The organism is Rhizobium sp. PAMB 3174 (genome assembly GCF_052908375.1).
In genome coordinates, this window is sequence record NZ_CM128608.1 from 4159899 (window position 1) to 4181215 (window position 21317).

Consider the following 21317-nt stretch of genomic DNA (forward strand, 5'->3'; position numbering starts at 1 on the left):
ATGTTCTCTAAATCCCCACAGGCCTTCTCAGGTCCAGAGTCAGCGGAAATTCCGGTGAAACCGACTCTGGCATGAGCTGGTAGTACCCAGCGGTATGCCCCCATGGCTCGAAGCGCGCAAGCCTGCGGGCTTCCGCTTCGTTGCCATTCACAGGGAAAGTTTCGTAATTGCGTCCGCCAGGATGTGCGACATGGTAACGACAACCGCCCATCGAGCGGTTGGACCAGTTGTCGTAGATGTCGAAGGTCAGCGGCGTGTTGACCGGAAGCACCGGGTGCAGGCCTGAGGCCGGCTGCCACGCCTTGAAGCGGACGCCAGCGACCGAAACGCCCTCGGTCCCCGTCTTCTTCAGCGGTACGGCGCGGCCGTTGCAGGCTACCGTATAGCGTTCGGGATTGAGCGTTTCGAGCCGCACCTGCAGGCGTTCGACGGACGAATCGACATAGCGGACGGTGCCGCCGACAGCCCCCTGTTCGCCCATGACGTTCCAAGGCTCGAGTGCCTGTCGCAATTCGAGCTTCGAGCCCTCGTATTCGACCTCGCCGCAGAAGGGGAAGCGGAATTCGAGCTGGGCGGCGAACCATTCTGGCCGGAAATCGAAGCCGTTGGCACGCAGGTCGGCGAGCACGTCGAGGAAATCCTGCCAGACGTAATGCGGCAGCATGAAGCGATCGTGCAGGGTGGTGCCCCAGCGGGTCAGCTTGCCGCCGACGGGATTTTTCCAGAAGCGAGCGATGAGCGCGCGCACCAGAAGCTGCTGGGCGAGGCTCATGCGGGCGTTCGGCGGCATCTCGAAACCGCGGAATTCGACAAGACCGAGCCGGCCGGTCGGGCCGTCCGGAGAAAACAGCTTGTCGATGCAGATTTCGGCGCGGTGGGTGTTGCCGGTGACGTCGATCAGCATGTTGCGGAACAGACGGTCGACGAGCCAGGGCAGCGGCGGCCAGCCTTCGCCCGGCATCGGGACCTGCGCAAGCGCGATCTCGAGTTCGTAGAGGCTGTCGTGGCGGGCTTCGTCGATGCGGGGCGCCTGGCTGGTCGGTCCGATGAACAGTCCGGAGAACAGGTAGGACAGCGACGGATGGCGCTGCCAGTGCAGCACGAGGCTCTTCAACAGATCCGGGCGGCGCAGGAAGGGGCTGTTGCCCGGATTGTTGCCGCCGACGACCACGTGATTGCCGCCACCCGTTCCGGTGTGCCGGCCGTCGATCATGAATTTCTCGGCGCCGAGGCGGGTCTGGCGGGCCTCTTCGTAGAGCGTGGTGGTGGTCTCGACGCAGTCCTTCCAGGACGAGGCCGGATGGATATTGACCTCGATGACGCCCGGATCGGGGGCGACGCGGATGACGTTGATGCGTTCGTCCTGCGGCGGCGTATAGCCTTCGATGTGAACCGGCAGGCCGAGTGCGGCGGCGGCATTTTCGGCAGCCGTAATCAGTTCGAGATATTCCTCGATCCAGCTGCAGGGCGGCATGAAGATGCAAAGCTTGCCGTCGCGCGGCTCGACCGACATGGCGGTTCGCACCGCGCCGCCGACTTCACCGACGGACTGCTCGACGCGGTCCTGCATGGCGTCGGGATCGGGCACGAAGCTCGCCTCGGGCATCGCCTGTCCGGGCGGCTGGAAGCGCTCGGGCAAGGGGCGGCGGCGGATCGATGGATCGGCCGGGTGGATGTAGGGATACCAGGCCGGAGGCACATGGGGCAGCGATTCCAGCGGCAGGCGGTAGCCGACGGGGCTGTCGCCCGGAACCAGGAACAGCCGGCCGCGGCGGGTGCGCCAGCGTTCGCTGACCCACTTGATGCCCGTCGCCTTGCTGTTCCAGGCCTGCACGGGCAGCACGTAGCCGGTCGGCACCGTCAGTCCGCGCTCGAACACACGGGCGATTCGGCTGCGCTCCTCGGGGTCCTTCAGCTTGGAATTGGACGGGTCGACATTTTCCGGCAGGCTGCCTTCGCGAATGAGCCATTCGGCGGGATCCTCGAAAGCGGGTACCACCATGGTCGGATTGATGGCCAGCTCCTGGGCGATGGTCACCAGAAGCCGTCCGGCGTCCTCATGCGTGACGTCCGACTTCTCGGCCTCCTTGGCGATCAGGTCCGGATTGTGCCAGACCGGAACGCCGTCCTTGCGCCAGTAGAGCGAGAAGGTCCAGCGCGGCAGGCTTTCGCCGGGATACCATTTGCCCTGGCCGTAATGGAGGAAGCCGCCGGGGGCGAATTTCTCCTGCAGCCGCTTGATCAGCTTGTCGGCCAGGTCCCGCTTCGTCGGGCCGACGGCGGCGGTGTTCCATTCGGCCGACTGGAAATCGTCGATGGAGACGAAGGTCGGTTCGCCGCCCATGGTCAGACGGACGTCCTGCGCCTGCAGCAGGTCATCGACCTGTTCGCCGAGCGCGTTCAGCGCATCCCAGCTTTCGTCCGAGAACGGCTTGGTGATGCGTGGATGCTCGGCGACGCGGCGGACCTGCATGTCGAAGGCGAATTCGGTCTCCGCCTCGCCGAAATAGCCGCCGGAAATGGGGGCGGCATTGCGATAATGCGGCGTGGCGGCGAGCGGAATGTGGCTTTCGCCGGTCAGCAGACCCGAGGTGGGATCAAGTCCAACCCAGCCGGCGCCGGGTAGATACACCTCGGCCCAGGCGTGCAGATCGGTGAAATCCACTTCCGTGCCGCTTGGCCCGTCCAGAGCCTTCAGATCGGGGGCCAGCTGGATGAGATAGCCGGAGACGAAGCGGGCGGCAAAACCGAGATGGCGGAGGATCTGGACCAGCAGCCAGCTGGTGTCGCGACAGGAGCCCTTGGCGGTGGAAAGCGTCTCCTCCGGCTCCTGCACGCCCGGCTCCAAGCGGATGACGTAGCCGATGTCCTGCTGCAGTTTGGCATTCAGCGCCACGACCATGTCGACCGTTACCTGGCCGGGTGTCTTGTCGATGCTCTCCACATATTTCAGCAGCAGCGGATCGGCGGGCTCCGGCTTGCGGTAGATCGACAGGTCGTCCTCGAGATCGGCCGGGTATTCGAACGGCCATTTGGTGGCCTGTTCCTCGACGAAGAAGTCGAACGGGTTATAGACCGTCATGTCGGCGACGAGGTCGACCTCGATCTTGAATTCGGTCACCGGCTCGGGAAAGACGTAGCGGGCGAGGTAATTGCCGTAGGGGTCCTGCTGCAGGTTGACGAAGTGGTTTTCCGGCGAAATTTTCAGCGAATGGCTGATGACGCGGGTCTTGGAGTGGGGCGCCGGCTTGAGGCGAATGATCTGCGGACCGAGACGGACGGGCTTGTCATACTTGTAATGCGTCAGATGATAAATGCTGGCTTGTATGGACATCGTCTCTCCGGGGCACACTGGAACACAGGGTGGCGCTTGATTATTCCGAAGGCGATCTTGTGCAATGCAAAGGAATAAAGCAAGGCGGAATCTGCCACCTTGCAAGCATTTGTAATAAAAGCATTATTCGTTCAGCTTCGGCCGAATTCGTCGGTGATGCGGATAATGTCGTCCTCACCGAGATAAGAGCCGGTCTGCACCTCGATCAGTTCCAGCAGGATCTTGCCGGGATTGGCGAGCCGGTGGACGTCACCCTGCGGAATGTAGACCGACTCGTTTTCCCGCAGCATCTGCGTTTTCTCGCCGACGGTCACCTCGGCAGTGCCGCGGACGACGACCCAGTGCTCCGAACGGTGATGGTGTTTCTGCAGCGACAGCTTCTTGCCCGGCAGGACGAACAGCCGCTTGACCTGGAAGCGGTCGCCGTTCAGCACCGACGTATAGCCGCCCCAGGGACGGTAGGACGTCGGATGCGTCTTGGTGAGGTTTTCCGTTGCCGCCGTCGAGGCAAGCAGCTTGACGAGATTGCCGACTTCCTGGCTGCGGTCGAGCGGGCCGACATAGACGGCATCTTCGCTGGCGATGACCGCCATGTTGTCGATGCCGTGGACGGCCAGGTGCGCATCGCGGGAGATCACCAGCGAATTCGAGCTGTCGGAAATGGTGGCGTTGCCGATCGCGACGTTGCCGCTCTCGTCCTGGCCGCCGAGTTTCCAGACCGCATCCCAGCTGCCGAGATCCGACCAGGCAAACGGCGAGGGGACGACGGCCGCATTTGCCGTCTTTTCCATGACCGCATAGTCGATGGAGATATTGGCGGCTCGGGAGAAGGGCTCCTCGGCCAGGCGCGTGAAGTCCAGGTCGCCGGCGGCTTCCGCAACCGCCTGGCTGACGGCCTCGGACATGCCGGGCTCAAGGCGCTGGAGCTCGTCGAGGAAGGTCGAGGCGGAGAACATGAACATGCCGGAGTTCCAGTAGAAACCGCCCTGGGCCAGCATCTCGCGCGCCTTGTCCTCCTCGGGCTTCTCCACGAAGCGCTTCACCGTGTTGGCGCCCTCGAAGATCTCGTCGCCGGTTTCGATGTAGCCGTAGCCGGTTGCCGGCTCGGTGGGCTCGATGCCAAAGGTGACGAGCTTGCCGTCGCCCGCCGCCCGTGCTGCGGTTTCAAGGCACCTGCGATAGGTCGCGTCGTTGGAAATCTCGTGGTCGGAGGCGAGCACCTGAACGAGGCAGCCGGCACCGTAATGCTTCTGGGCGATCATCGTCGCGGCGGCGACGGCGGGTGCGGTGTTGCGGGCGACCGGCTCCAGCACGATGGCTGCCAGGGCCACGCCCATCTCGCGGGCCTGCTCGGCGACCAGAAAGCGGAAATCCTCGTTCGTGACGACGATCGGCGGCTCGAACAGGTTGGCGTCGGAGACCCGGTCTAGCGTGTTCTGGAAGAGCGTCCGGTCACCGATGAACTCGATGAACTGCTTCGGTGCCTGTGCGCGGGAGAGCGGCCAGAGGCGCGTTCCCTTGCCGCCAGCCAGGATGACCGGGACGATTTTCTCCATTCTTCATTCTCCTTTTCTCGGTTTCGCCGTCGCGTTGCGTTACTCTATACCCTGAAATTGTTCGTGTTTATTGTCTTTGCGGGATGATATTTTAACGAACGCGGCAATGATCCATTTGTTTCGTCCCCTCCGCCTGCGATGAAAGCGGCAAGGCGCAGCAAATGTCGCGTCGCATCCGGACGGGCCACTCCCAACGGTATCGTTCGGCAGGACACATTTTACGCTGTCGGGCAGCTGGGATTGGGATGCGGGAAATCTCCGCAGGGACGAAGGGCTTGTGCTTTTCAGCATGCCTCCTTCTCGCACATATGCCGGAAAAGTGCAATTTTCCGACAAGCGCGCCGTCAGAAACCGGCGCGTCGATGGCGCGATCGCGTGGTTCATCGCGCGACGGAAACGGCGGCGCTTCTGGCGGCTTCGCGGATGGTCTGGGTGAGGATGGAAAGCGGCAGAGAAGGGGATGTGTCGGTGCGCATCGTCAGGCCCACCGGTCCCGTCGTCTCGCTGGTGTCGATCGGCAGCGCCGACAGAAAACCGTCGGCAATATCGCCGGCGACGACCCCTTCGGAGATGATCCAGATCGCGTCGGACGAACGCACGTAGGCCCGGCCGAAGGCGTCGGACACCGTCTCGATCTGCTGGGGGATGCGACCGACGCCGTTGGCGATCAGGAAGCTTTCGACGAAGGGCCGGATGACGGAGCCCTGTGTCGGCATCAGTACCGGATGATCCGCAAGTCCGTCGAACGGCGAGCGCTCAGACCGCATCAGCGGATGGCCATGACGGACGACGAAAAGGACCTTTTCCGAGTAGAGATGTTCGAAAGAAAACCCTTGCATCTTGTCCGGCGCGGCCAGCCGTCCAACGACCAGGTCGAGATCGCCGACGCGCAACTGTTCGAGGAGCACGGCGTTCTCGCCGGTCACAACCTTCACATGGCTGCCGGTCTGCTCGTCGAGGAAAAGCGAGATGGCGGCCGGCATGATGCGGCTTGAGACCGTGGGCAGCGCGCCGATGCGGATCGGCGGTCCGTCGCCGGTTCTTTCCTGGGACACGGAATCGATCCCCTGGCGCAATGCCGTCAGCGCCGCGCCGGCGTGACGGAGGAACACCTCGCCGTAACGCGTCAGGCGAATGCCGCGGCCCTCGCGTTCCAGTACGGCGACGCCGAGGATGTCCTCGAGTTCCCGAATTGTCTTCGTCACCGCGGGCTGGCTGACGTTCAATAGGCCGGCGGCCTTCATCACGCTTTTCTGGCGCGCGACCTCGACAAAGGTCTGCAGGTGGCGGAATTTTACACGCGGATCGGCCATAATCATAACCTATTGGTTATTTTAATGGCGATAAATATCATTTTACTTAACCAATTTGAAGATGCAATCTTCGTCGCAGGAGGAAACAGACGTGCAATTTGCAAAGCTCAACGGCATCACGATCCACTATCGCGTCACCGGCTCGCCGGCCGACAAGCCGGCCCTCGTCTTTTCCAATTCGCTGGGCACCGACCTGCGGATCTGGGACGATGTGGTCGACCTTCTGAAGGACGATTATGCCATCGTGACCTACGACAAGCGCGGCCACGGCCTCTCCGATTGCGGCCCGGAGCCGTACCGGATCGAGGATCATGTCGCCGACCTTGCAGCACTGCTCGATCATCTGGCGCTGAAGAACGTCATCCTCTGCGGCCTGTCCGTCGGCGGACTGATCGCCCAGGGGCTCGTCGCCAGCCGTCCCGGGCTCGTCAAGACGCTGATCTTGTCCGATACGGCCCACAAGATCGGCACCGCCCAAAGCTGGAACGCGCGCATCGACGCCATCGCCAGGAACGGTCTGGCAAGCATTCTCGACCCGGTCATGGAGCGCTGGTTCACGCCGGCCTTCCGGTCGCCGGAAAACATCGCCTATCCGGTCTACTGCAACATGTTCACCCGCCAGCCGGCGGACGGCTATATCGCGACCTGCACGGCCATTCGCGACGCGGACTTCACGCAGTCTACGGCGGAGATCTCGCTGCCGACCCTGCTCGTCGTCGGCGACGAGGACGGCTCGACGCCGCCGGACCTCGTTCGTTCGACGGCGGATCTGATCGCCGGCTCCCGGTTCGAGATGATCGCCGGGGCGGGCCACATACCCTGTGTCGAACAACCCGAGGCCTTTGTCGCGCTTCTCCGCGACTTCCTCGGCTCCACCAACTAGAAGGAATTTTTCATGGCCGACCAGCCATCAAAGCGGTTCGAAGAAGGCATGGCGACACGTCGTTCGGTGTTGGGTAACGCCCATGTCGACCGTGCCAGCGGACTGATGACCGAATTCGACCGCCCCTTCCAGGAATTGATCACGGAAGCGGCCTGGGGCCATGTCTGGTCGCGGCCGACATGGACGAAGCGTGAGCGATCGATGGTGACGATCGCGCTTCTTGCCGCACTCGGCCATCACGAAGAGGTCGCGATGCATGTGCGCGCCACGGCTAATACCGGCGCGACGCGCGAGGATATTACCGAAGCGATGCTGCATGTGGCGATCTATGCCGGTGTGCCGGCGGCCAATACGGCGATCAAGATCGTCAAGCAGGTGTTTGAGCAAATGGATGCCGAGAAGGCATTGACGGAGGAGCGCAATGGCTGACCTTTCCAACAAGAAGCCGGAGACAGGTTCGTTTTTCACCCGTGACCGCAGCATGCACCCGCCGGCGTTTACGCCGGGATACAAGACCTCCGTGCTGCGCGCGCCGCAGCGCGCCCTGATTTCGCTCGAGGGAACCAAGAGCGAGATTACCGGTCCGGTGTTCGGCCACAATATGCTGAACGAGCTCGATAACGACCTGATCCTGAACTACGCCAAGCCTGGCGAGATGCCGATCGGCCAGAGGATCCTGGTGCATGGCCGGGTGCTCGACGAGCGCGGTGTCGGCGTCGCCGGCGCGTTGGTCGAATTCTGGCAGGCGAATGCCGGTGGCCGCTACCGCCACAAGAAGGAAACCTACCTTGCCGCGCTCGACCCGAATTTCGGCGGCGTCGGCCGCACGATCACCGACGAGAATGGCTATTACTGGTTCAAGACGATCAAGCCCGGTCCCTATCCGTGGCCGAACGGCGTCAACGACTGGCGCCCGGCCCATATCCATTTCTCCGTCTTCGGCCACGGCTTTGCGCAGCGGCTGATCACGCAGATGTATTTCGAGGGCGATCCGCTGATCTGGATTTGTCCGATCGTCAAAACGATACCGGACACGGAAGCGATCGAACGGCTGATCGCGCCGCTCGACATGAATGCGACGATCCCCATGGATATGCGCGCCTACAAGTTCGACATTGTCCTGCGGGGCCGCCGGTCCACGCTGTTTGAAAATCGCAAGGAGGGCAACTGACATGGTCCAATCGCTTGGTTATCTGAAGGAATCTCCTTCGCAGACCGCCGGACCTTACGTCCACATCGGCTGCACGCCGAACTTCACCGGCATCCATGGGATCTTCGAGACCGATCTCGGTTCCGGACCGCTCGTCAACGACAAGACGCGCGGCGAACGGATTACCATTCGTGGCCGGGTGATCGACGGCTCCGGCACGCCGCTTCGCGATGCGATGATCGAGATCTGGCAGGCGGATGCCGACGGCCTGTACAATTCGCCGTCGGAAACCCGTGGTTCGGCCGATCCGAATTTCTCCGGCTGGGCGCGTTGCCCGGCGGATATGACGACCGGCGAATTCGTCTTCGAAACCGTCAAGCCCGGCAAGGTGCCGTTCAACGACGGGCGGCCGATGGCCCCGCATGTCACGCTCTGGATCGTCGCGCGCGGCATCAACATCGGCCTGCAGACCCGCATGTATTTTTCCGACGAGGAGGAGGCCAACGCGGCCGATCCAATCTTGACGCGGATCGAGCACAAGGTGCGCGTTCCCACTTTGATTGGCAGGCGGGAAGGCGATACGGTGACGTTCGACATCCATCTCCAGGGCGAAAACGAAACCATCTTCTTCGACATATGAGCTATAGCGTCTTCGATCATCCGATCCTGTCAGGCCTCGTCGGCAACGACGAGGTCGCCGCGTGTTTTTCGACGGATGCGGACATCCGCGCCATGCTGGACTTCGAGGCGGCGCTCGCCCGCGTCGAAGGCCGCCTCGGCGTCATTCCGCCGGCCGCGGGGCTGAGGATCGCCGAGGTTTGCGCATCCTTTCGGCCGGATGTCTTCCGGCTGAAGGAGGCGGTCGGTCGTGATGGCGTGGTCATTCCGGATCTGGTTCGCCAGCTGCGCCAGGCCGTCGGCGGCGACGAGGCTCAGCACGTCCATTTCGGCGCCACCAGCCAGGATGCGATCGACACCAGCCTCATGCTGCGCCTGAAAAAGGCGACCGGCATTCTCTCCGCGCAGACAGCGGCGGCGATAGCCGGGCTTGACCGGCTGCGCGATAGGTTTGGCGGCAACCGGCTGATGGGGTTCACCCGCATGCAGGCGGCGATCCCGATTACGGCGGCGGATCGCGTCCAGGCGTGGTGCGAGCCGCTGGCCCGCAGCGCAGCCCGGCTCGACACGTTCGCGCTCGACGGCTTTGTCCTTCAATTCGGCGGCGCCGCGGGCACGCTCGAAAAGTTCCCCGAGAAGGGCGATGCGGTGCGCGCGGCTCTGGCGAAGGACCTCGGCCTTGCCGATCGGCCGCAATGGCACAGCCAGCGCGATCGCCTGGCGGAATTCGCCTCCCTGCTTTCCCTGTTGACCGGCTCGCTTGGAAAATTTGGACAGGATGTCGCGCTGCTCGCCGAGCGGGCCGACGAGATCCGTCTTTCCGGCGGCGGGGGCTCGTCCGCCATGCCGCACAAGCAGAATCCGGTCGCAGCCGAGACGCTGGTCGCGCTTGCCCGCTTCAATGCGGTGCAGGTCTCCGGGCTTCATCATAGCCTTGTCCATGAGCAGGAGCGCTCCGGTGCGGCCTGGACGCTGGAGTGGATGCTGCTGCCGCAGATGGTCGGGGCGACGGCGGCCGGCCTGACGCTGGCGGCGACGCTTGCCGAGCGGATCGAGATGCTCGGTACCGCCGGCTGAAGGGTCCGTTCGCAGTCGCGACGACCTCCTCCCCCTGCGGCATAAGGGATCGAAAATCAGTCTCCCTGACAGGTTGCGTGCGCAGACAGTTTTGCGCATGATGCCGGTCGATTGCCGCTCTGCCGGCTTGACCCTCCCTGTTTTCAGCCAGACATTTCCGGATACGTGAATCATGATCGAAACTCCCTATCTCCTCTTCCTGGGCGATGCGCCCGATCCGCTGGCGGCCAAGGTTGCGCAAGGCATCAAGGACTGGCGTCCGGAGTTTGCGAAGGGCCAATTCCGTCTGGAAGGCTGCAAGGCCGACATGAAGCTGCCGGACATGACGATCGCTGAGGCCGTCGAGCAGGGCGTCAAGACGCTCGTCATCGGCGTCGCCAACCGTGGCGGCGTGATTTCGCCGGCGTGGAAGAGTGTGCTGATCGAAGCGCTTGAAGCGGGTCTCGACATTGCTTCCGGCCTTCACAATCTTCTCCGCAACGAGGCGGACCTCGCGGCGAAGGCCAAGGAACTCGGCCGCGCCCTGCATGACGTGCGCATTCCGACCGTTCAGTACCCCATCGCCAACGGCAAAAGGCGGACAGGCAAGCGCATGCTCGCCGTCGGCACCGATTGCTCCGTCGGCAAGATGTATACGGCGCTCTGCGTCGAGAAGGCGATGCGCGCGGCCGGCAAGAAGGCGACGTTCCGCGCCACCGGCCAGACCGGCATCCTGATCACCGGCGATGGCGTGCCGCTCGATGCTGTGATCGCCGACTTTATGGCCGGCTCGATCGAATATCTGACGCCCGACAACGATGCCGAGCACTGGGACCTGATCGAAGGGCAGGGCAGCCTGTTCCACGCCTCCTATTCGGGCGTGACGCTGGCGCTGGTGCATGGCGGGCAGCCGGACGCGCTCGTCCTTTGCCACGAGCCCAATCGGCCGCATATGCGCGGCCTGCCGGATTATCAGCTGCCGAGCCTCGAAGCACTGCGCGATCTGGCGCTGACCATGGCACAAATCGTCAATCCCGACTGCAAGGTTGTCGGCATCTCGCTCAACACGTCCGCCATGTCGGATGCGGAATCCCTTGCCTATTGCGCCGAAGTCGAGAAGCGCATGGGCCTGCCGACCGTCGATCCGTTCCGTCACGGTGCGGAAAGGCTTGTCGAAGCGCTGGAGGCGATATGAGCGGATTGCAGCTTACCGTTCGGGAAGAGATCTTTCCGATCGCCGGCTCGTTCACGATCTCGCGCGGATCACGCACCGAGATCAGGGTTGTGACGGTCGAGCTGACGGACGGCCGCTATACCGGCCGTGGCGAATGCGTGCCCTATGCCCGCTATGGCGAGACGGTCGATGGCGTCATCGAGACGATCCGCTCGGTGGCGACCGACCTGAAGATCGGCATGGAGCGGGCAGGGCTGCAGAAGCGCCTGCCGCCGGGTGCTGCGCGCAATGCGCTCGACTGCGCCTTCTGGGATCTCGAGGCCAAGCGCGCCGACCTTCCGGCCTGGCAACTGGCGGGTCTGCGCGAGCCCAAGCCGACGGCGACGGCCTACACCCTGTCGCTCGGCACGCCGGAGAGCATGCGCCAGAGTGCGGCGAAGAATGCCGACCGGCCGCTCCTGAAGGTGAAGCTCGGCACGGACAGCGATCTCGAACGGATCGAGGCCGTGAGGGCCGGGGCGCCGAACGCCAAGATCATCGTCGATGCCAATGAGGGCTGGACGGTCGAGCAGTATCTCGAACTGGCCCCGGTCTTCGTCCGGCTTGGCGTGGCGCTTGTGGAGCAACCGCTGCCGGCGGGTGCCGACGACGCCTTGCGCGGCATCGAGCGGCTTCTGCCTGTCTGCGCGGACGAGAGCTGCCACGACCGGGCGTCGCTGCCGAAGCTCAAGGGCAAGTACGATCTCATCAACATCAAGATCGACAAGACCGGTGGGCTGACCGAAGCGCTGGAACTGAAGAAGGCCGCGCAGGCGGCAGGCTTCGGCGTCATGGTCGGCTGCATGCTCGGCACCTCGCTCGCCATGGCGCCGGCCTTCCTGATCGCGCAGGGCGCCCAGTATGTCGATCTCGACGGACCGCTGCTGCTCGCATCCGAGCGCGACTCTGCCATTCATTACGACGGCTCGATCATGCATCCGCCGTCGTCATCTCTCTGGGGCTGATATCATGCGGACTGTCTATATCAACGGCGACTTCCTTCCCGAGGACGAAGCCAGGGTTTCGATCTTCGACCGCGCCTTCCTGTTCGGCGACGGCATCTACGAGGTGACGTCCGTCCTCGACGGCAAGCTTGTCGATTTTCCCGGCCACATGGCACGGCTGCACCGGTCGCTGAAGGAACTGGACATGCCGTTCTCGCTGACGGATCAGGATCTTCTCGACATCCACCGCGAACTGGTGGCGCTGAACGGCATCGACGAAGGTCTCGTCTACATGCAGGTGACTCGCGGGGTGGCGGATCGCGATTTCCTGTTCCCGGCCAAGGACACGGCCAATACGGTTGTCATGTTCACGCAGAAGAAGGCGCTGACGGCCAAGCCGATCGCGGATCTGGCGATGAAGGTGATCACGGCGGAAGACCTGCGCTGGCGGCGCGCCGACATCAAGACGGTACAGCTGCTTTATCCGTCGATGGTCAAGAACATGGCGAAGAAGGCCGGCGCCGACGACGGATGGCTGGTGCGCGATGGCTTCGTGACCGAAGGCTCTTCCAACAACGCCTATATCGTGACCAAGGATGGCACGATCGTCACCCGGGACCTGTCCACCGACATCCTGCACGGCATCACCCGCCATGCGGTGCTCGAATGCGCGCGCGACCTGCAGGTGAAGGTGGAGGAGCGGCCGTTCACCGTCGAAGAGGTGAAGAATGCGAGAGAAGCCTTCATCACGTCGGCCACCAGCTTCGTCTCGCCGGTCGTGGAAATCGACGGCGCGGTGATCGGCGACGGTGTCGCCGGTCCGGTCGCGGCCAAGCTGCGCGAGATCTACATCGAGCGCAGCCGCCAGGCGGCGCAGTGACGCCGACCGATTTCTGGCAGGACATCTTCGCGCCCGGCACGTTTTCTGTCGGGCGGGCAGGTGATTGCTACGTGGCGGAACTGGATGACGGGCGGCAGATCAAGCTGCCCGTCCGTCCGCTTCCCGATGGCCGGAACGCGCTTGCCTCGCTGATCATCACCCAGGCGAGTTTTACCGTCCAGGATGCGCTTGCCGGCCGGCTGGCGGCGCTGTTGCGACCTTACGAACCGGATGTCGTTGTGGGTCTTCCGACGCTGGGGCTGACGCTTGCAGCTGCTGTCGCCCGCACGCTCGGGCATGGCCGCTACGTGGCGCTCGGCACCTCACGCAAGTTCTGGTACGAGGAGGGGCTCTCGGTTTCCCTGTCGTCGGTGACGACGCCGGACCAGCAAAAGCGGCTCTACATCGACCCGCGGATGCTGCCGCTCATCCAAAACCGAAAGGTTGTCCTGATTGACGATGTCATATCGAGCGGATCTTCCATCGCCTCCGGCCTCGCGCTCATGCGCAGCTGCGGCGTCGAGCCGGTCGCAATCGGCTGCGCCATGCTGCAGACCGACCGCTGGCGCGAACGGCTGGCCAGCCCGCCGACGGAATGGAATGGTCCCGTCGTCGGCGTCTTTCCAACGCCGATCATCGACCTTGCGACCGACTGACGTTTGAACGAATTTCGAAGAAAAAGGAATGGTGGGCGTGACAAGGATCGAACTTGTGACCCCTACGATGTCAACGTAGTGCTCTCCCGCTGAGCTACACGCCCATTCCATTTCGCGATGCTTGCCGTAAGGCAAATGCCGCTTTGCGGAGTTACCGTCGGCTGTCTTCCTGCCGGGCGTTTGCCCCGCGACGTCCGTCGGTGCGGGGCATAGACCACAAAAGGGGGGATGGCGTCAATAGGGTTTTTGGAGGAAATTCCATCTTTCGAATTTCGCCCGGAAACCCCGGCTTTTTCGCCTCAGGCGGCCACCAGCATCTTGTTGACCTCGTTGACGAGATCGCGCAGGTGGAACGGCTTGGAAAGCACCTTGGCGTCCTTCGGAGCCTTGGAATCAGGGTTCAGCGCCACGGCAGCGAAACCGGTGATGAACATCACCTTGAGGTCCGGGTCGAGCTCGGTTGCACGCCGCGCCAGTTCGATGCCGTCCATCTCCGGCATGACGATGTCGGTCAGGAGCAGCGAGAAGGGTTCTTCGCGCAGCCGGTCATAGGCACTTGCCCCGTTGTCGAAGTGCACGACGGCGTAGCCGGCCTTCTCCAGCGCTTTGACCAGGAAGCGGCGCATATCGTTATCGTCTTCGGCGAGGAGGATTTTCTGACTCATTTAGGTGACCGTCTTTTATGGGATGCACAAGAAACTAGAGCCACAAGCCTAAAGGCCTGCCGGTAAATATCCAGTGAATGCCGACGCAATCCACAGGCAAGCCGCACGAGCATAGTATGGACTTGCTGGAAAGCAACTGGCAACATGCCGTCAGCGGCAATGCGCTGGTGGCCATTGAAATATCTGGTGATTCAGCCAAGTATGTCGAATTGTGGTCGCTTCGCAACCGCAGACCCTGAGACCGAAGAGGCGAAATGGACTGGGCGAAACGTGAGAGCGACCTTTTCGAGGTCCGCGAGCCGGAAACGGTCAGGGTTCCCTTCGTGTTCAATTCCCCGCACAGCGGGCGCCACTACCCCGAGGACTTCCTGCGCCAGACGCGGCTCGACGCGCATTCGATCCGCCGCTCGGAGGATCACTTCGTCGACGAACTCTTCGCGTCCGCCACAGATCTCGGTGCGCCGCTGTTGGTGGCGCATTTTCCGCGTGCCTATCTTGATGTGAACCGGGAACCCTACGAGCTCGACCCGCGCATGTTCGAGGGCAAGCTGCCGGCCTATGCCAACATCAATTCGCTGCGGGTTGCCGGCGGTCTCGGCACCGTGCCGAAGCTGGTGGCGGAAAACATGGAAATCTACGCCCACCGGCTGCCGGTGGAAGAGGCGCTGGAACGGGTGGAGCGGGTCTACAAGCCCTATCACGCCTGCCTGCGCCGGCTGATCGCCCGGACACATGTGCATTTCGGCTTCGGCATTCTGGTCGACTGCCATTCGATGCCCGGCAATGTCCGCGTTGCCGGTTCGCCGATCCGGCCAGATTTCATCATCGGCGACCGCTACGGCACGAGCGCGGCGGCGGACCTTTCCCGCGCGGCGATCCAGATCCTCGAGGAAATGGGCTTCAGCGCGATCCGCAACAAGCCTTATGCAGGCGGGTTCATCACCGAACATTACGGACGTCCGGCGCGCGGCCTGCATGCACTGCAGATCGAGATCAATAGGGCGCTCTATATCGACGAAGTAACGCTGCAGAAAAGGCCGGAATTCCATGCCGTGGCAGCAGCCATCGGTGCCTTCATGGAAAGGCTTTCCGAGTTCGTCGACGACTTCGCCGCCGATACTGCGCTTGCCGCAGAATAAAGCGACTTCTTTACTTTAGAATTGTCGGAAATACGCCGTCTCGGCAAAAAAGAACCGCGCCTTAGGCGCGGTTAAGTCTAGGGAGGAAACACCCAAGGAGGGTATTTACAGTCGGAAGACTGTATGGAAACGTTATTTTTGCGGCGCACAAAAGTCAAGTGCCTAGCGAATGCGCGGCGATCAAAAAATGTGCATTTCGTCATTTGCCGTGAAAATGCGCGCAAACTGCGGCATTTGCATCACACCCGTTTTCGGGTAGAGCAGGAGCATCGTTCCCGCCTGCAGATGGATGTCTCATGCTTCCCAATCGCGCCTTCTTTGATCTCCTCGCGGATGCCGCCAGCAAGGAAACCCTGCCGCGCTTCAGAAGCGGCGCCGCCGTCGTCAACAAGGAGGTCGGCAGCTTCGACCCGGTGACGGAAGGCGATCGCGGCGCGGAGACGGCGATCCGCGCGCTGATCGAGCAGCATTATCCCGAGCACGGCATCCTCGGCGAGGAGCACGGCAATATCGGCCTGGACCGCGAACTCGTCTGGGTCATCGATCCCATCGACGGCACGCGGGCGTTCATTTCCGGCGTGCCGGTATGGGGAACGCTGATCGGGCTGCAGCAGAACGGACGCGCCGTCATGGGCATGGTCGACCAGCCGTTTACACGGGAGCGCTATTTCGCCGACGGCAACGCGTCCTGGTATGCCGGTCCGGACGGCACGCGCCAGATCAGGACGCGCGATTGCGGCTCGCTGTCGGACGCTATCCTGTTCACCACCTCGCCGCATCTTTTTGCAGGCGAGGACATGCCGCGATACCGGGCGGTCGAGGAGAAGGTTCGGCTGTTCCGCTACGGCACCGATTGCTATGCCTATGCGCTGCTGGCTGCAGGCTACGTCGACCTGGTGGTCGAAAACAGTCTCAAGCCCTATGACGTCGGCGCGCTCATCCCGCTGATCGAGCAGGCCGGTGGCGTCATGACGACGTGGGAAGGCGGCAGGCCGGAAAACGGTGGTCGCATCATCGCCGCCGGCAGCGCCGCGGTCCATGCGGAGGCGATGGCGCTTCTCGCCGGCTGATCAGGCCTCGGCGGCGGCCTCGGCGTCGCCGGCTTCCCGCTCTTCGGCATCCGCTCCCGGTATGAAGGCCTTGATCGCTTCCATCGCCTGGGCGCGAAAAATGTCGCGCTCCTGGAAGATTTCGTGGCGGGCGCCGGGAATGGTGATCAGGTGGCCGGCGCGGAAGTATTCCGCCAGCTTTTCGTGCGCCTCGATCGGGATCAGCCGGTCGTTGCTGCCGGCCAGCACCAGAGTGGGGATCATGATGGAGGCGAGGTGCTGGTGGCCGTGCACCTTTTTCATCGTCTTCGTCGCCTCGTAGATCCAGCGCGCCGTCGGCGGCCCGACCGCCAGCTCAGGATAAAGTTTCGTGATCTGCCGGCTGCGTGCAAACCGCGCCGGATCCGACGTCAGCACGTTACCGTCGAACGGCGGTTCACCAGCATCGGCGGTCAGCCTGCAGTCGCCAAGGCCAAGCATGGAAAATGCGCCGGCGATCCGGCCGATGGTGCCCTGCGACATGCCGTTGCGGCGAAGCGCAACGAAGGGCGAGGCGACGACGATGCGCTCGATGCGGTTGGCAAGCCTCGGCGCGGCCGACAGCGTGATCAGTCCGCCGGTCGAATGGGCGATGAGATAGAAGGGCAGGCGGGTATCGGGCAGCACCACCTTCTGCAGAAAGGTTTCCAGGTCTTCCTCATAGTCGGCGAAGCGCCCGACGTGCCCCTTGCGCGGATCGGGCAGAAGGCGCTCGGAGCCTCCCTGGCCGCGAAGGTCGAAGGTCGCCACCCAGAAGCCGTGCTGGTTCAGGTCCCGGATGGTTTCGAAGTATTTTTCGATGCTTTCGTTGCGGCCCTGGACAATGATGATGGTGCCGCGGGCGAGGCTGCGCTCGGTGCGGAAGATCGCATAGCGCAGTGCCACACCATCGCGTCCGGTGAAGAAACCCGCCGTGTAGTTGCGCGGCGGCGGATTGTCGGCGCTCAGGCGCAGATTGGCTTCCATCATCAGTCTGATCCGGTGCGTCGGGAATTGAACGGAGCACCCATGAGTAGGCGCAAGCCCCGGCGCTCGTCAAAGAAAAAAGACCGGCCCGTCCAGTTACGCGCGACGAGCCGGCCAAGATAGGCTGAGGCGGGCGGGACGTTTTGCCCCAGCCGCCGGACGCATTCGGTCCGACGGTCTCCTTCATATTAAGTTCAAGCTGAATTTGGGTGGAACCGGCCGTTCACCCGAGGTTCAGGTTTGCGGCTCGCGCGCGGCTCTTGAATTCGAAATCGGCAATTCCCATCTCGTTTCTGCGGGCGCCGCTCAAAGTCAATGGGTCCGCAAAGTGCTTCGGTTTCGCCAGAACGGGACGCCGAAGATAAAAGCAACCGCACATCGTCGCTTCATGAAGGAGGACACCATGCGTCAATTTGATTTCTCCCCCCTCTATCGTTCCACCGTCGGCTTCGACCGTCTGTTCAACCTGCTCGACGGCGTCGGCCAGCCCGAACAGGCTCCCGCCTATCCGCCCTACAACATCGAGCGGACCGGCGAGAACAATTACCGCATCACGATGGCCGTCGCCGGCTTCGACGAAACCGAGCTTTCGATCGAATCCCATGCCCAGGTGCTGATCGTGAAGGGTGAAAAGGCCCAGGAGCTCGAAGACGGAAACGAGTACCTCTACCGCGGCATCGCCAAGCGTGCTTTCGAGCGCCGCTTCCAGCTTGCCGACCATGTGGAGGTCCAGTCCGCTTCGCTCAAGAACGGGCTCCTGCACATCGACCTTCTGCGCAACATTCCGGAGGCCATGAAGCCGCGCCGGATCGCGATCGACGCGAGCGCTGCGAACCAGCAGAAGGCCATCGAGGCACAGGCCAACGCCGCCTGACGCGCGAGCCTGACAATGCCTTGAACATGGAACGGCACCCCGATCGGGGTGCCGTTTTTCGTTGGTGGGACCGTGCCCGGCTTGCTACGCGGCAATAGCTGCAACCGGCCGGCAGCGATGCCAGAGCAGGGCGTCGAGCGACACCAGGCCGGCTCCCTTGATGGCGAGATAGGCAAGCGGGAAGACCCAGAGCAGCCGCTGGTCGGCAATCACGCTGTCGGGAAAGCGGTCGAAGAGCGCGCCGATCGTTTCGGCATCGACCATGTGCAGGGTAATGTCGACGAGGGTCTGCACGGCGATGAAGCCGATCATACCCAGTGCCGCGGCGCGGGTGAACAGCCCTGCAACGATCAGGGCCGGCAGGACGAATTCGGCATAAGTGCCGAGATGGACGATCAGGCCCCAGGGTAGGAAGCCGATGGCGTCCACATCGCCGCCGGCGGCATCCACCGCCTGCGGGACGATCTGGTAGTAGGCGCCGGCGGACAGGCGCACGAGCCCGAGCAGTCCGTCACCGACCTTGGTCAGCGCCGAGTTCAGGAAATAGAGGTAGAGGACGGCCAGGAAGACCAGCCGGGCGGCAAGTCCCAGGAACCAGCCGTCCAATGCTCGCTCGATGGAGGAAAAGATATCGGCATAGAGCCTTGTCAGCGTTTGCAGGATTGTCATTTCATGGCCCCCCAGGTCCGTCCGGCTCTCAGCCGGTAGTGCATTTTGTAAAGACGCCGGCCTCCAGCGTGCCGGCGATCGTGCCGGACAGATCGAGTTCCGGATTTTCTGTCATCGCCACCGTGGCCGCATCGCCAAGCGTCCGCCCCGCGGCCAGCGCTTCGAGGAAGCTTGCCGCACCTTTTGGAAGGTGACGCAGCTCGACGTCGAAGCCGGGTCTGGTGATCAGTCCGTCCTCGGCCTTTGTCGGGTCGAGATCGGCAAGCGTCTGCCCGGAGCGATCGCGCGAGACAATGGAAACGGCGGCGTGCGACGCGCGGAAAATCCGCGTCGCCGGATGAACGGTGAAGCGCAGGTCCGCGATTTGTTCGGGCGGAAAGGCGGAGAGGGCCGCCGGATCAAGCGGCGAGGCATCGGCCGCGTGAAACGCATCCAGCCAAAGACGTTCCAGCCGGGCGACATCCGGCAGGAAGGTCAGATGCCTTGCCGGCTCGAAGTCTGCGACGAAATCGGCGAAGTTTCCGCCATACTCGAAGATCAAACGTGACTGCGGCGGATGCTCCTGGACATAGATCCGGGCCATGGCGCGAAAATAGTCTTCGCCGACCAGCCGCTGGACGGTCGGGAAAATGTCGGCCAGCGCGTTTACAAGGCTGACGGAGACGTTGTTGCGGTAGACCGAAAAGCGCTTCGTCGCCTGCTTGCCGGCCGGGCCGACGACGCCGTCGGGCAAAGGCCGGTCGGGATCGAACAGCGCGCCGGAAAAGGCCGCGGCGAGCCTTGTCGTGGCGGTCTCAGCCATGCCGGGCTCCCATGAGGTAATTGCCGGCGTGGCCGTCCAGAATGGCCTCCGCCAGCAGCGCTTCCCGTTTCAACACGTCCCATTCGGGCACGTCATTGTCCCATTCGATGAGCGTCGGCAGCGGCCCGGTCTGGCCGATGACGATGTCATAAAGAGACCAGACGGCTTCATCGACCGGGCGGTCGTGGGCGTCGATCAGCAGCCTGTCGCCTTCGTCGTCGGTGTCTTCGGCGTGTCCGGCGAGGTGAATTTCCTCGACGAGATCCAGCGGGAAGTCGGAGAGGTATCGGAGCGGTTTGAAATCGTGATTGGTTGCCGACACGTAGACGTTGTTGATGTCCAGCAGCAGGCCGCAGCCGGTGCGCGCCGCGATCTCGCGGATGAAATCCGTCTCGCTCATCGTCGACTGGTTGAAGGCCACATAGGTCGACGGATTTTCGAGCAGCATCTTGCGGCCGAGCGCATCCTGGACCTGGTCGATGTGTTCGACGACACGGTTCAGGGTGTCACGGTTATAGGGGACGGGCAAAAGGTCGTTGAAGAAGGTCGTGTCGTGCGTTGACCAGGCGAGATGCTCTGAGACGAGTGCGGGCTGGTAGCGCTCAACGACGGCCTTCAGTCGGGCGAGGTGGTCCGGATCGAGGCCCTGCGGGGAGCCGATCGACAGGCCGACGCCATGGATGGAAAGGGGGAACTGCCCGCGCATCGTGGTCAGGATGCGGTGCGGGTGGCCGCCGGCGCCCATGTAATTTTCCGCATGCACTTCCAGAAAGCCGATCCGGTAGTCGTCGGCGAGGATCTGATCGGCGTGGGTGGTCTTGAAGCCGGCACCGGCGCGGCGCGGCATGGTGAAGGCCGGAAAGCCGGTCGCAGTGAACTCGGACTGGAGTTTTGTTGCAGTCATGACGGCTCTCCCGGGTTGGTATTCTAGGGCGCATCGGGCCGGTTGGCCCGATGCGCCGTCCTAGCCGATCAAGCCTTGGGAACGTCGCGCTCGAGCGCAGTCAGCGAACCCATGCGGTCGCCGGGCAGCATCATGGTCGTGCAGCTGCCGGCTTCGACGTATTTCCAGGAGTTGCCCTGGTAGTCGACCTTGGAGGTGCCGGCGCAGGTCGTGCCCGGACCGGCGGCGCAGTCGTTCTGGCCGGCCATGGCGACGCCGAAGCACTTTTCCTTCTCGGCGGCCTGTGCGCCGGTGGCGGACAGGGCGGCAAGGCCGGTGACTGCGAGAGCAACGGCGCCGGCGAGAGCGGATGCATTGAAGGCGGTCTTGGTGGTCATTGTATTCTCCTCTGGAAATTGAAATCCGCATCTTCTCGTTGCGGACCGGTTCGTTCGTTCCGGTGAGGAGACACTCCCAAATGCCGCGATCAATTGGAAATCAATGGCGCGTTATTCAACGTCACTCTGGCGTGAGACTTTTTTGCGCATTTCTGACGGGTGCGTGATGGGGCGGTGATCAGGCAGGCATAGCAATGGCGCCAGATACCGATGCCAAAAGAAAAGCCGGC

General features: G+C 63.0%; 22 protein-coding genes and 1 tRNA gene. 13 read left to right on the forward strand and 10 right to left on the reverse strand.

The window, feature by feature from the left end; translation table 11 throughout:
- Positions 1–7 precede the first annotated feature (7 nt).
- From ACU5AY_RS19835 to pcaQ, 3 genes are all read right to left on the reverse strand, one after another.
- Positions 8–3334, reverse strand: a complete 3327-nt coding sequence (locus ACU5AY_RS19835) for a transglutaminase family protein (RefSeq protein WP_446827491.1) — start codon at positions 3332–3334, stop codon at positions 8–10.
- A 131-nt stretch (positions 3335–3465) separates the two neighbouring features.
- Positions 3466–4890 (reverse strand): mannose-1-phosphate guanylyltransferase/mannose-6-phosphate isomerase, encoded by a 1425-nt coding sequence (locus ACU5AY_RS19840; RefSeq protein ID WP_446827492.1) that lies wholly within the window; start codon positions 4888–4890, stop codon positions 3466–3468.
- Positions 4891–5270: 380 nt separating this feature from the next.
- Complete coding sequence (pcaQ, locus tag ACU5AY_RS19845) at positions 5271–6203, reverse strand: pca operon transcription factor PcaQ (RefSeq protein WP_446827493.1); 933 nt, start codon at positions 6201–6203, stop codon at positions 5271–5273.
- A 91-nt stretch (positions 6204–6294) separates the two neighbouring features.
- On the opposite strand from pcaQ, the gene pcaD reads away from it, so the two are divergent.
- The 9 genes from pcaD (at position 6295) to ACU5AY_RS19890 (ending at position 13603) form a co-directional block, all read left to right on the forward strand.
- A complete protein-coding gene (gene pcaD, locus ACU5AY_RS19850; protein WP_446827494.1) occupies positions 6295–7086 on the forward strand; it encodes a 3-oxoadipate enol-lactonase in 792 nt (263 codons plus the stop codon).
- A gap of 12 nt (positions 7087–7098) precedes the next feature.
- On the forward strand, positions 7099–7515 hold the full coding sequence (pcaC, locus tag ACU5AY_RS19855; RefSeq protein ID WP_446822768.1) for a 4-carboxymuconolactone decarboxylase: 417 nt from the start codon (positions 7099–7101) through the stop codon (positions 7513–7515).
- On the forward strand, positions 7508–8257 hold the full coding sequence (gene pcaH / locus ACU5AY_RS19860; RefSeq protein WP_446827495.1) for a protocatechuate 3,4-dioxygenase subunit beta: 750 nt from the start codon (positions 7508–7510) through the stop codon (positions 8255–8257). Before pcaC ends, pcaH begins: the two co-directional genes overlap by 8 nt.
- 1 nt (position 8258) lies before the next feature.
- Positions 8259–8876 carry a protocatechuate 3,4-dioxygenase subunit alpha gene (gene pcaG / locus ACU5AY_RS19865; RefSeq protein WP_446822770.1) on the forward strand — a complete coding sequence of 206 codons (618 nt, stop codon included), beginning with the start codon at positions 8259–8261 and terminating at the stop codon, positions 8874–8876.
- Complete coding sequence (locus ACU5AY_RS19870) at positions 8873–9931, forward strand: 3-carboxy-cis,cis-muconate cycloisomerase (protein WP_446827496.1); 1059 nt, start codon at positions 8873–8875, stop codon at positions 9929–9931. The genes pcaG and ACU5AY_RS19870 overlap by 4 nt, the downstream gene beginning before the upstream one ends.
- 172 nt (positions 9932–10103) lie before the next feature.
- Positions 10104–11105 carry an N-acetyltransferase DgcN gene (gene dgcN, locus ACU5AY_RS19875; protein ID WP_446827497.1) on the forward strand — a complete coding sequence of 334 codons (1002 nt, stop codon included), beginning with the start codon at positions 10104–10106 and terminating at the stop codon, positions 11103–11105.
- Positions 11102–12088 carry an N-acetyl-D-Glu racemase DgcA gene (gene dgcA, locus ACU5AY_RS19880; protein ID WP_446827498.1) on the forward strand — a complete coding sequence of 329 codons (987 nt, stop codon included), beginning with the start codon at positions 11102–11104 and terminating at the stop codon, positions 12086–12088. Before dgcN ends, dgcA begins: the two co-directional genes overlap by 4 nt.
- Positions 12089–12092: 4 nt before the next feature.
- The gene (locus ACU5AY_RS19885; RefSeq protein WP_446827499.1) at positions 12093–12947 is read left to right on the forward strand and encodes a D-amino-acid transaminase; all 855 of its coding nucleotides are present in this window, start codon (positions 12093–12095) and stop codon (positions 12945–12947) included.
- On the forward strand, positions 12944–13603 hold the full coding sequence (locus ACU5AY_RS19890) for a phosphoribosyltransferase (protein WP_446827500.1): 660 nt from the start codon (positions 12944–12946) through the stop codon (positions 13601–13603). Before ACU5AY_RS19885 ends, ACU5AY_RS19890 begins: the two co-directional genes overlap by 4 nt.
- Before the next feature lie 29 nt (positions 13604–13632).
- Here ACU5AY_RS19890 and ACU5AY_RS19895 read toward each other — a convergent pair.
- Both ACU5AY_RS19895 and cpdR1 read right to left on the reverse strand, forming a co-directional pair.
- Positions 13633–13707, reverse strand: a tRNA-Val gene (locus tag ACU5AY_RS19895).
- Positions 13708–13902: 195 nt separating this feature from the next.
- Positions 13903–14268 carry a response regulator CpdR1 gene (cpdR1, locus tag ACU5AY_RS19900; protein WP_446822802.1) on the reverse strand — a complete coding sequence of 122 codons (366 nt, stop codon included), beginning with the start codon at positions 14266–14268 and terminating at the stop codon, positions 13903–13905.
- A gap of 116 nt (positions 14269–14384) precedes the next feature.
- Between cpdR1 and ACU5AY_RS19905 the strand changes: the two genes are divergently transcribed.
- From ACU5AY_RS19905 to hisN, 3 genes are all read left to right on the forward strand, one after another.
- On the forward strand, positions 14385–14507 hold the full coding sequence (locus ACU5AY_RS19905) for a hypothetical protein (RefSeq protein ID WP_446827501.1): 123 nt from the start codon (positions 14385–14387) through the stop codon (positions 14505–14507).
- A 15-nt stretch (positions 14508–14522) separates the two neighbouring features.
- Positions 14523–15407, forward strand: coding sequence for an N-formylglutamate amidohydrolase (locus tag ACU5AY_RS19910; protein WP_446827502.1), 885 nt, complete (start codon positions 14523–14525; stop codon positions 15405–15407).
- Positions 15408–15703: 296 nt separating this feature from the next.
- The gene (gene hisN, locus ACU5AY_RS19915; RefSeq protein WP_446827503.1) at positions 15704–16477 is read left to right on the forward strand and encodes a histidinol-phosphatase; all 774 of its coding nucleotides are present in this window, start codon (positions 15704–15706) and stop codon (positions 16475–16477) included.
- Here the strand turns inward: hisN and ACU5AY_RS19920 are convergent, their stop codons facing one another.
- A complete protein-coding gene (locus ACU5AY_RS19920) occupies positions 16478–17464 on the reverse strand; it encodes an alpha/beta fold hydrolase (protein ID WP_446827504.1) in 987 nt (328 codons plus the stop codon). It abuts the gene before it with no gap.
- Between the two features lie 400 nt (positions 17465–17864).
- Here ACU5AY_RS19920 and ACU5AY_RS19925 point away from each other — a divergent pair, with 400 nt between their 5' ends.
- Positions 17865–18335 carry an Hsp20 family protein gene (locus ACU5AY_RS19925; protein WP_446827505.1) on the forward strand — a complete coding sequence of 157 codons (471 nt, stop codon included), beginning with the start codon at positions 17865–17867 and terminating at the stop codon, positions 18333–18335.
- A gap of 84 nt (positions 18336–18419) precedes the next feature.
- Here ACU5AY_RS19925 and ACU5AY_RS19930 read toward each other — a convergent pair whose 3' ends face one another.
- From ACU5AY_RS19930 to ACU5AY_RS19945, 4 genes are all read right to left on the reverse strand, one after another.
- Complete coding sequence (locus ACU5AY_RS19930) at positions 18420–19004, reverse strand: DoxX family protein (protein ID WP_446827506.1); 585 nt, start codon at positions 19002–19004, stop codon at positions 18420–18422.
- Between the two features lie 28 nt (positions 19005–19032).
- A complete protein-coding gene (locus tag ACU5AY_RS19935; protein WP_446827507.1) occupies positions 19033–19806 on the reverse strand; it encodes an HvfC/BufC N-terminal domain-containing protein in 774 nt (257 codons plus the stop codon).
- Positions 19799–20710, reverse strand: a complete 912-nt coding sequence (gene bufB / locus ACU5AY_RS19940) for an MNIO family bufferin maturase (protein WP_446827508.1) — start codon at positions 20708–20710, stop codon at positions 19799–19801. Before bufB ends, ACU5AY_RS19935 begins: the two co-directional genes overlap by 8 nt.
- Positions 20711–20778: 68 nt before the next feature.
- Entirely contained in the window at positions 20779–21087 is a 309-nt protein-coding gene (locus tag ACU5AY_RS19945; RefSeq protein ID WP_446827509.1) for a BufA1 family periplasmic bufferin-type metallophore, read from the reverse strand.
- Between the last annotated feature and the right edge of the window lie 230 nt (positions 21088–21317).

What these genes read in the sequence shown, in the direction of transcription:
- ACU5AY_RS19835 (WP_446827491.1), bottom strand. Translation starts at nt 3,334, where the DNA reads ATGTCCATACAAGCCAGCATTTATCATCTGACGCATTACAAGTATGAC.
- ACU5AY_RS19840 (WP_446827492.1), bottom strand. Translation starts at nt 4,890, where the DNA reads ATGGAGAAAATCGTCCCGGTCATCCTGGCTGGCGGCAAGGGAACGCGC.
- pcaQ (WP_446827493.1), bottom strand. Translation starts at nt 6,203, where the DNA reads ATGGCCGATCCGCGTGTAAAATTCCGCCACCTGCAGACCTTTGTCGAG.
- pcaC (WP_446822768.1), top strand. Translation starts at nt 7,099, where the DNA reads ATGGCCGACCAGCCATCAAAGCGGTTCGAAGAAGGCATGGCGACACGT.
- pcaH (WP_446827495.1), top strand. Translation starts at nt 7,508, where the DNA reads ATGGCTGACCTTTCCAACAAGAAGCCGGAGACAGGTTCGTTTTTCACC.
- pcaG (WP_446822770.1), top strand. Translation starts at nt 8,259, where the DNA reads ATGGTCCAATCGCTTGGTTATCTGAAGGAATCTCCTTCGCAGACCGCC.
- ACU5AY_RS19870 (WP_446827496.1), top strand. Translation starts at nt 8,873, where the DNA reads ATGAGCTATAGCGTCTTCGATCATCCGATCCTGTCAGGCCTCGTCGGC.
- dgcN (WP_446827497.1), top strand. Translation starts at nt 10,104, where the DNA reads ATGATCGAAACTCCCTATCTCCTCTTCCTGGGCGATGCGCCCGATCCG.
- dgcA (WP_446827498.1), top strand. Translation starts at nt 11,102, where the DNA reads ATGAGCGGATTGCAGCTTACCGTTCGGGAAGAGATCTTTCCGATCGCC.
- ACU5AY_RS19885 (WP_446827499.1), top strand. Translation starts at nt 12,093, where the DNA reads ATGCGGACTGTCTATATCAACGGCGACTTCCTTCCCGAGGACGAAGCC.
- cpdR1 (WP_446822802.1), bottom strand. Translation starts at nt 14,268, where the DNA reads ATGAGTCAGAAAATCCTCCTCGCCGAAGACGATAACGATATGCGCCGC.
- ACU5AY_RS19905 (WP_446827501.1), top strand. Translation starts at nt 14,385, where the DNA reads ATGGACTTGCTGGAAAGCAACTGGCAACATGCCGTCAGCGGCAATGCG.
- ACU5AY_RS19910 (WP_446827502.1), top strand. Translation starts at nt 14,523, where the DNA reads ATGGACTGGGCGAAACGTGAGAGCGACCTTTTCGAGGTCCGCGAGCCG.
- hisN (WP_446827503.1), top strand. Translation starts at nt 15,704, where the DNA reads ATGCTTCCCAATCGCGCCTTCTTTGATCTCCTCGCGGATGCCGCCAGC.
- ACU5AY_RS19920 (WP_446827504.1), bottom strand. Translation starts at nt 17,464, where the DNA reads ATGATGGAAGCCAATCTGCGCCTGAGCGCCGACAATCCGCCGCCGCGC.
- ACU5AY_RS19925 (WP_446827505.1), top strand. Translation starts at nt 17,865, where the DNA reads ATGCGTCAATTTGATTTCTCCCCCCTCTATCGTTCCACCGTCGGCTTC.
- ACU5AY_RS19930 (WP_446827506.1), bottom strand. Translation starts at nt 19,004, where the DNA reads ATGACAATCCTGCAAACGCTGACAAGGCTCTATGCCGATATCTTTTCC.
- ACU5AY_RS19935 (WP_446827507.1), bottom strand. Translation starts at nt 19,806, where the DNA reads ATGGCTGAGACCGCCACGACAAGGCTCGCCGCGGCCTTTTCCGGCGCG.
- bufB (WP_446827508.1), bottom strand. Translation starts at nt 20,710, where the DNA reads ATGACTGCAACAAAACTCCAGTCCGAGTTCACTGCGACCGGCTTTCCG.
- ACU5AY_RS19945 (WP_446827509.1), bottom strand. Translation starts at nt 21,087, where the DNA reads ATGACCACCAAGACCGCCTTCAATGCATCCGCTCTCGCCGGCGCCGTT.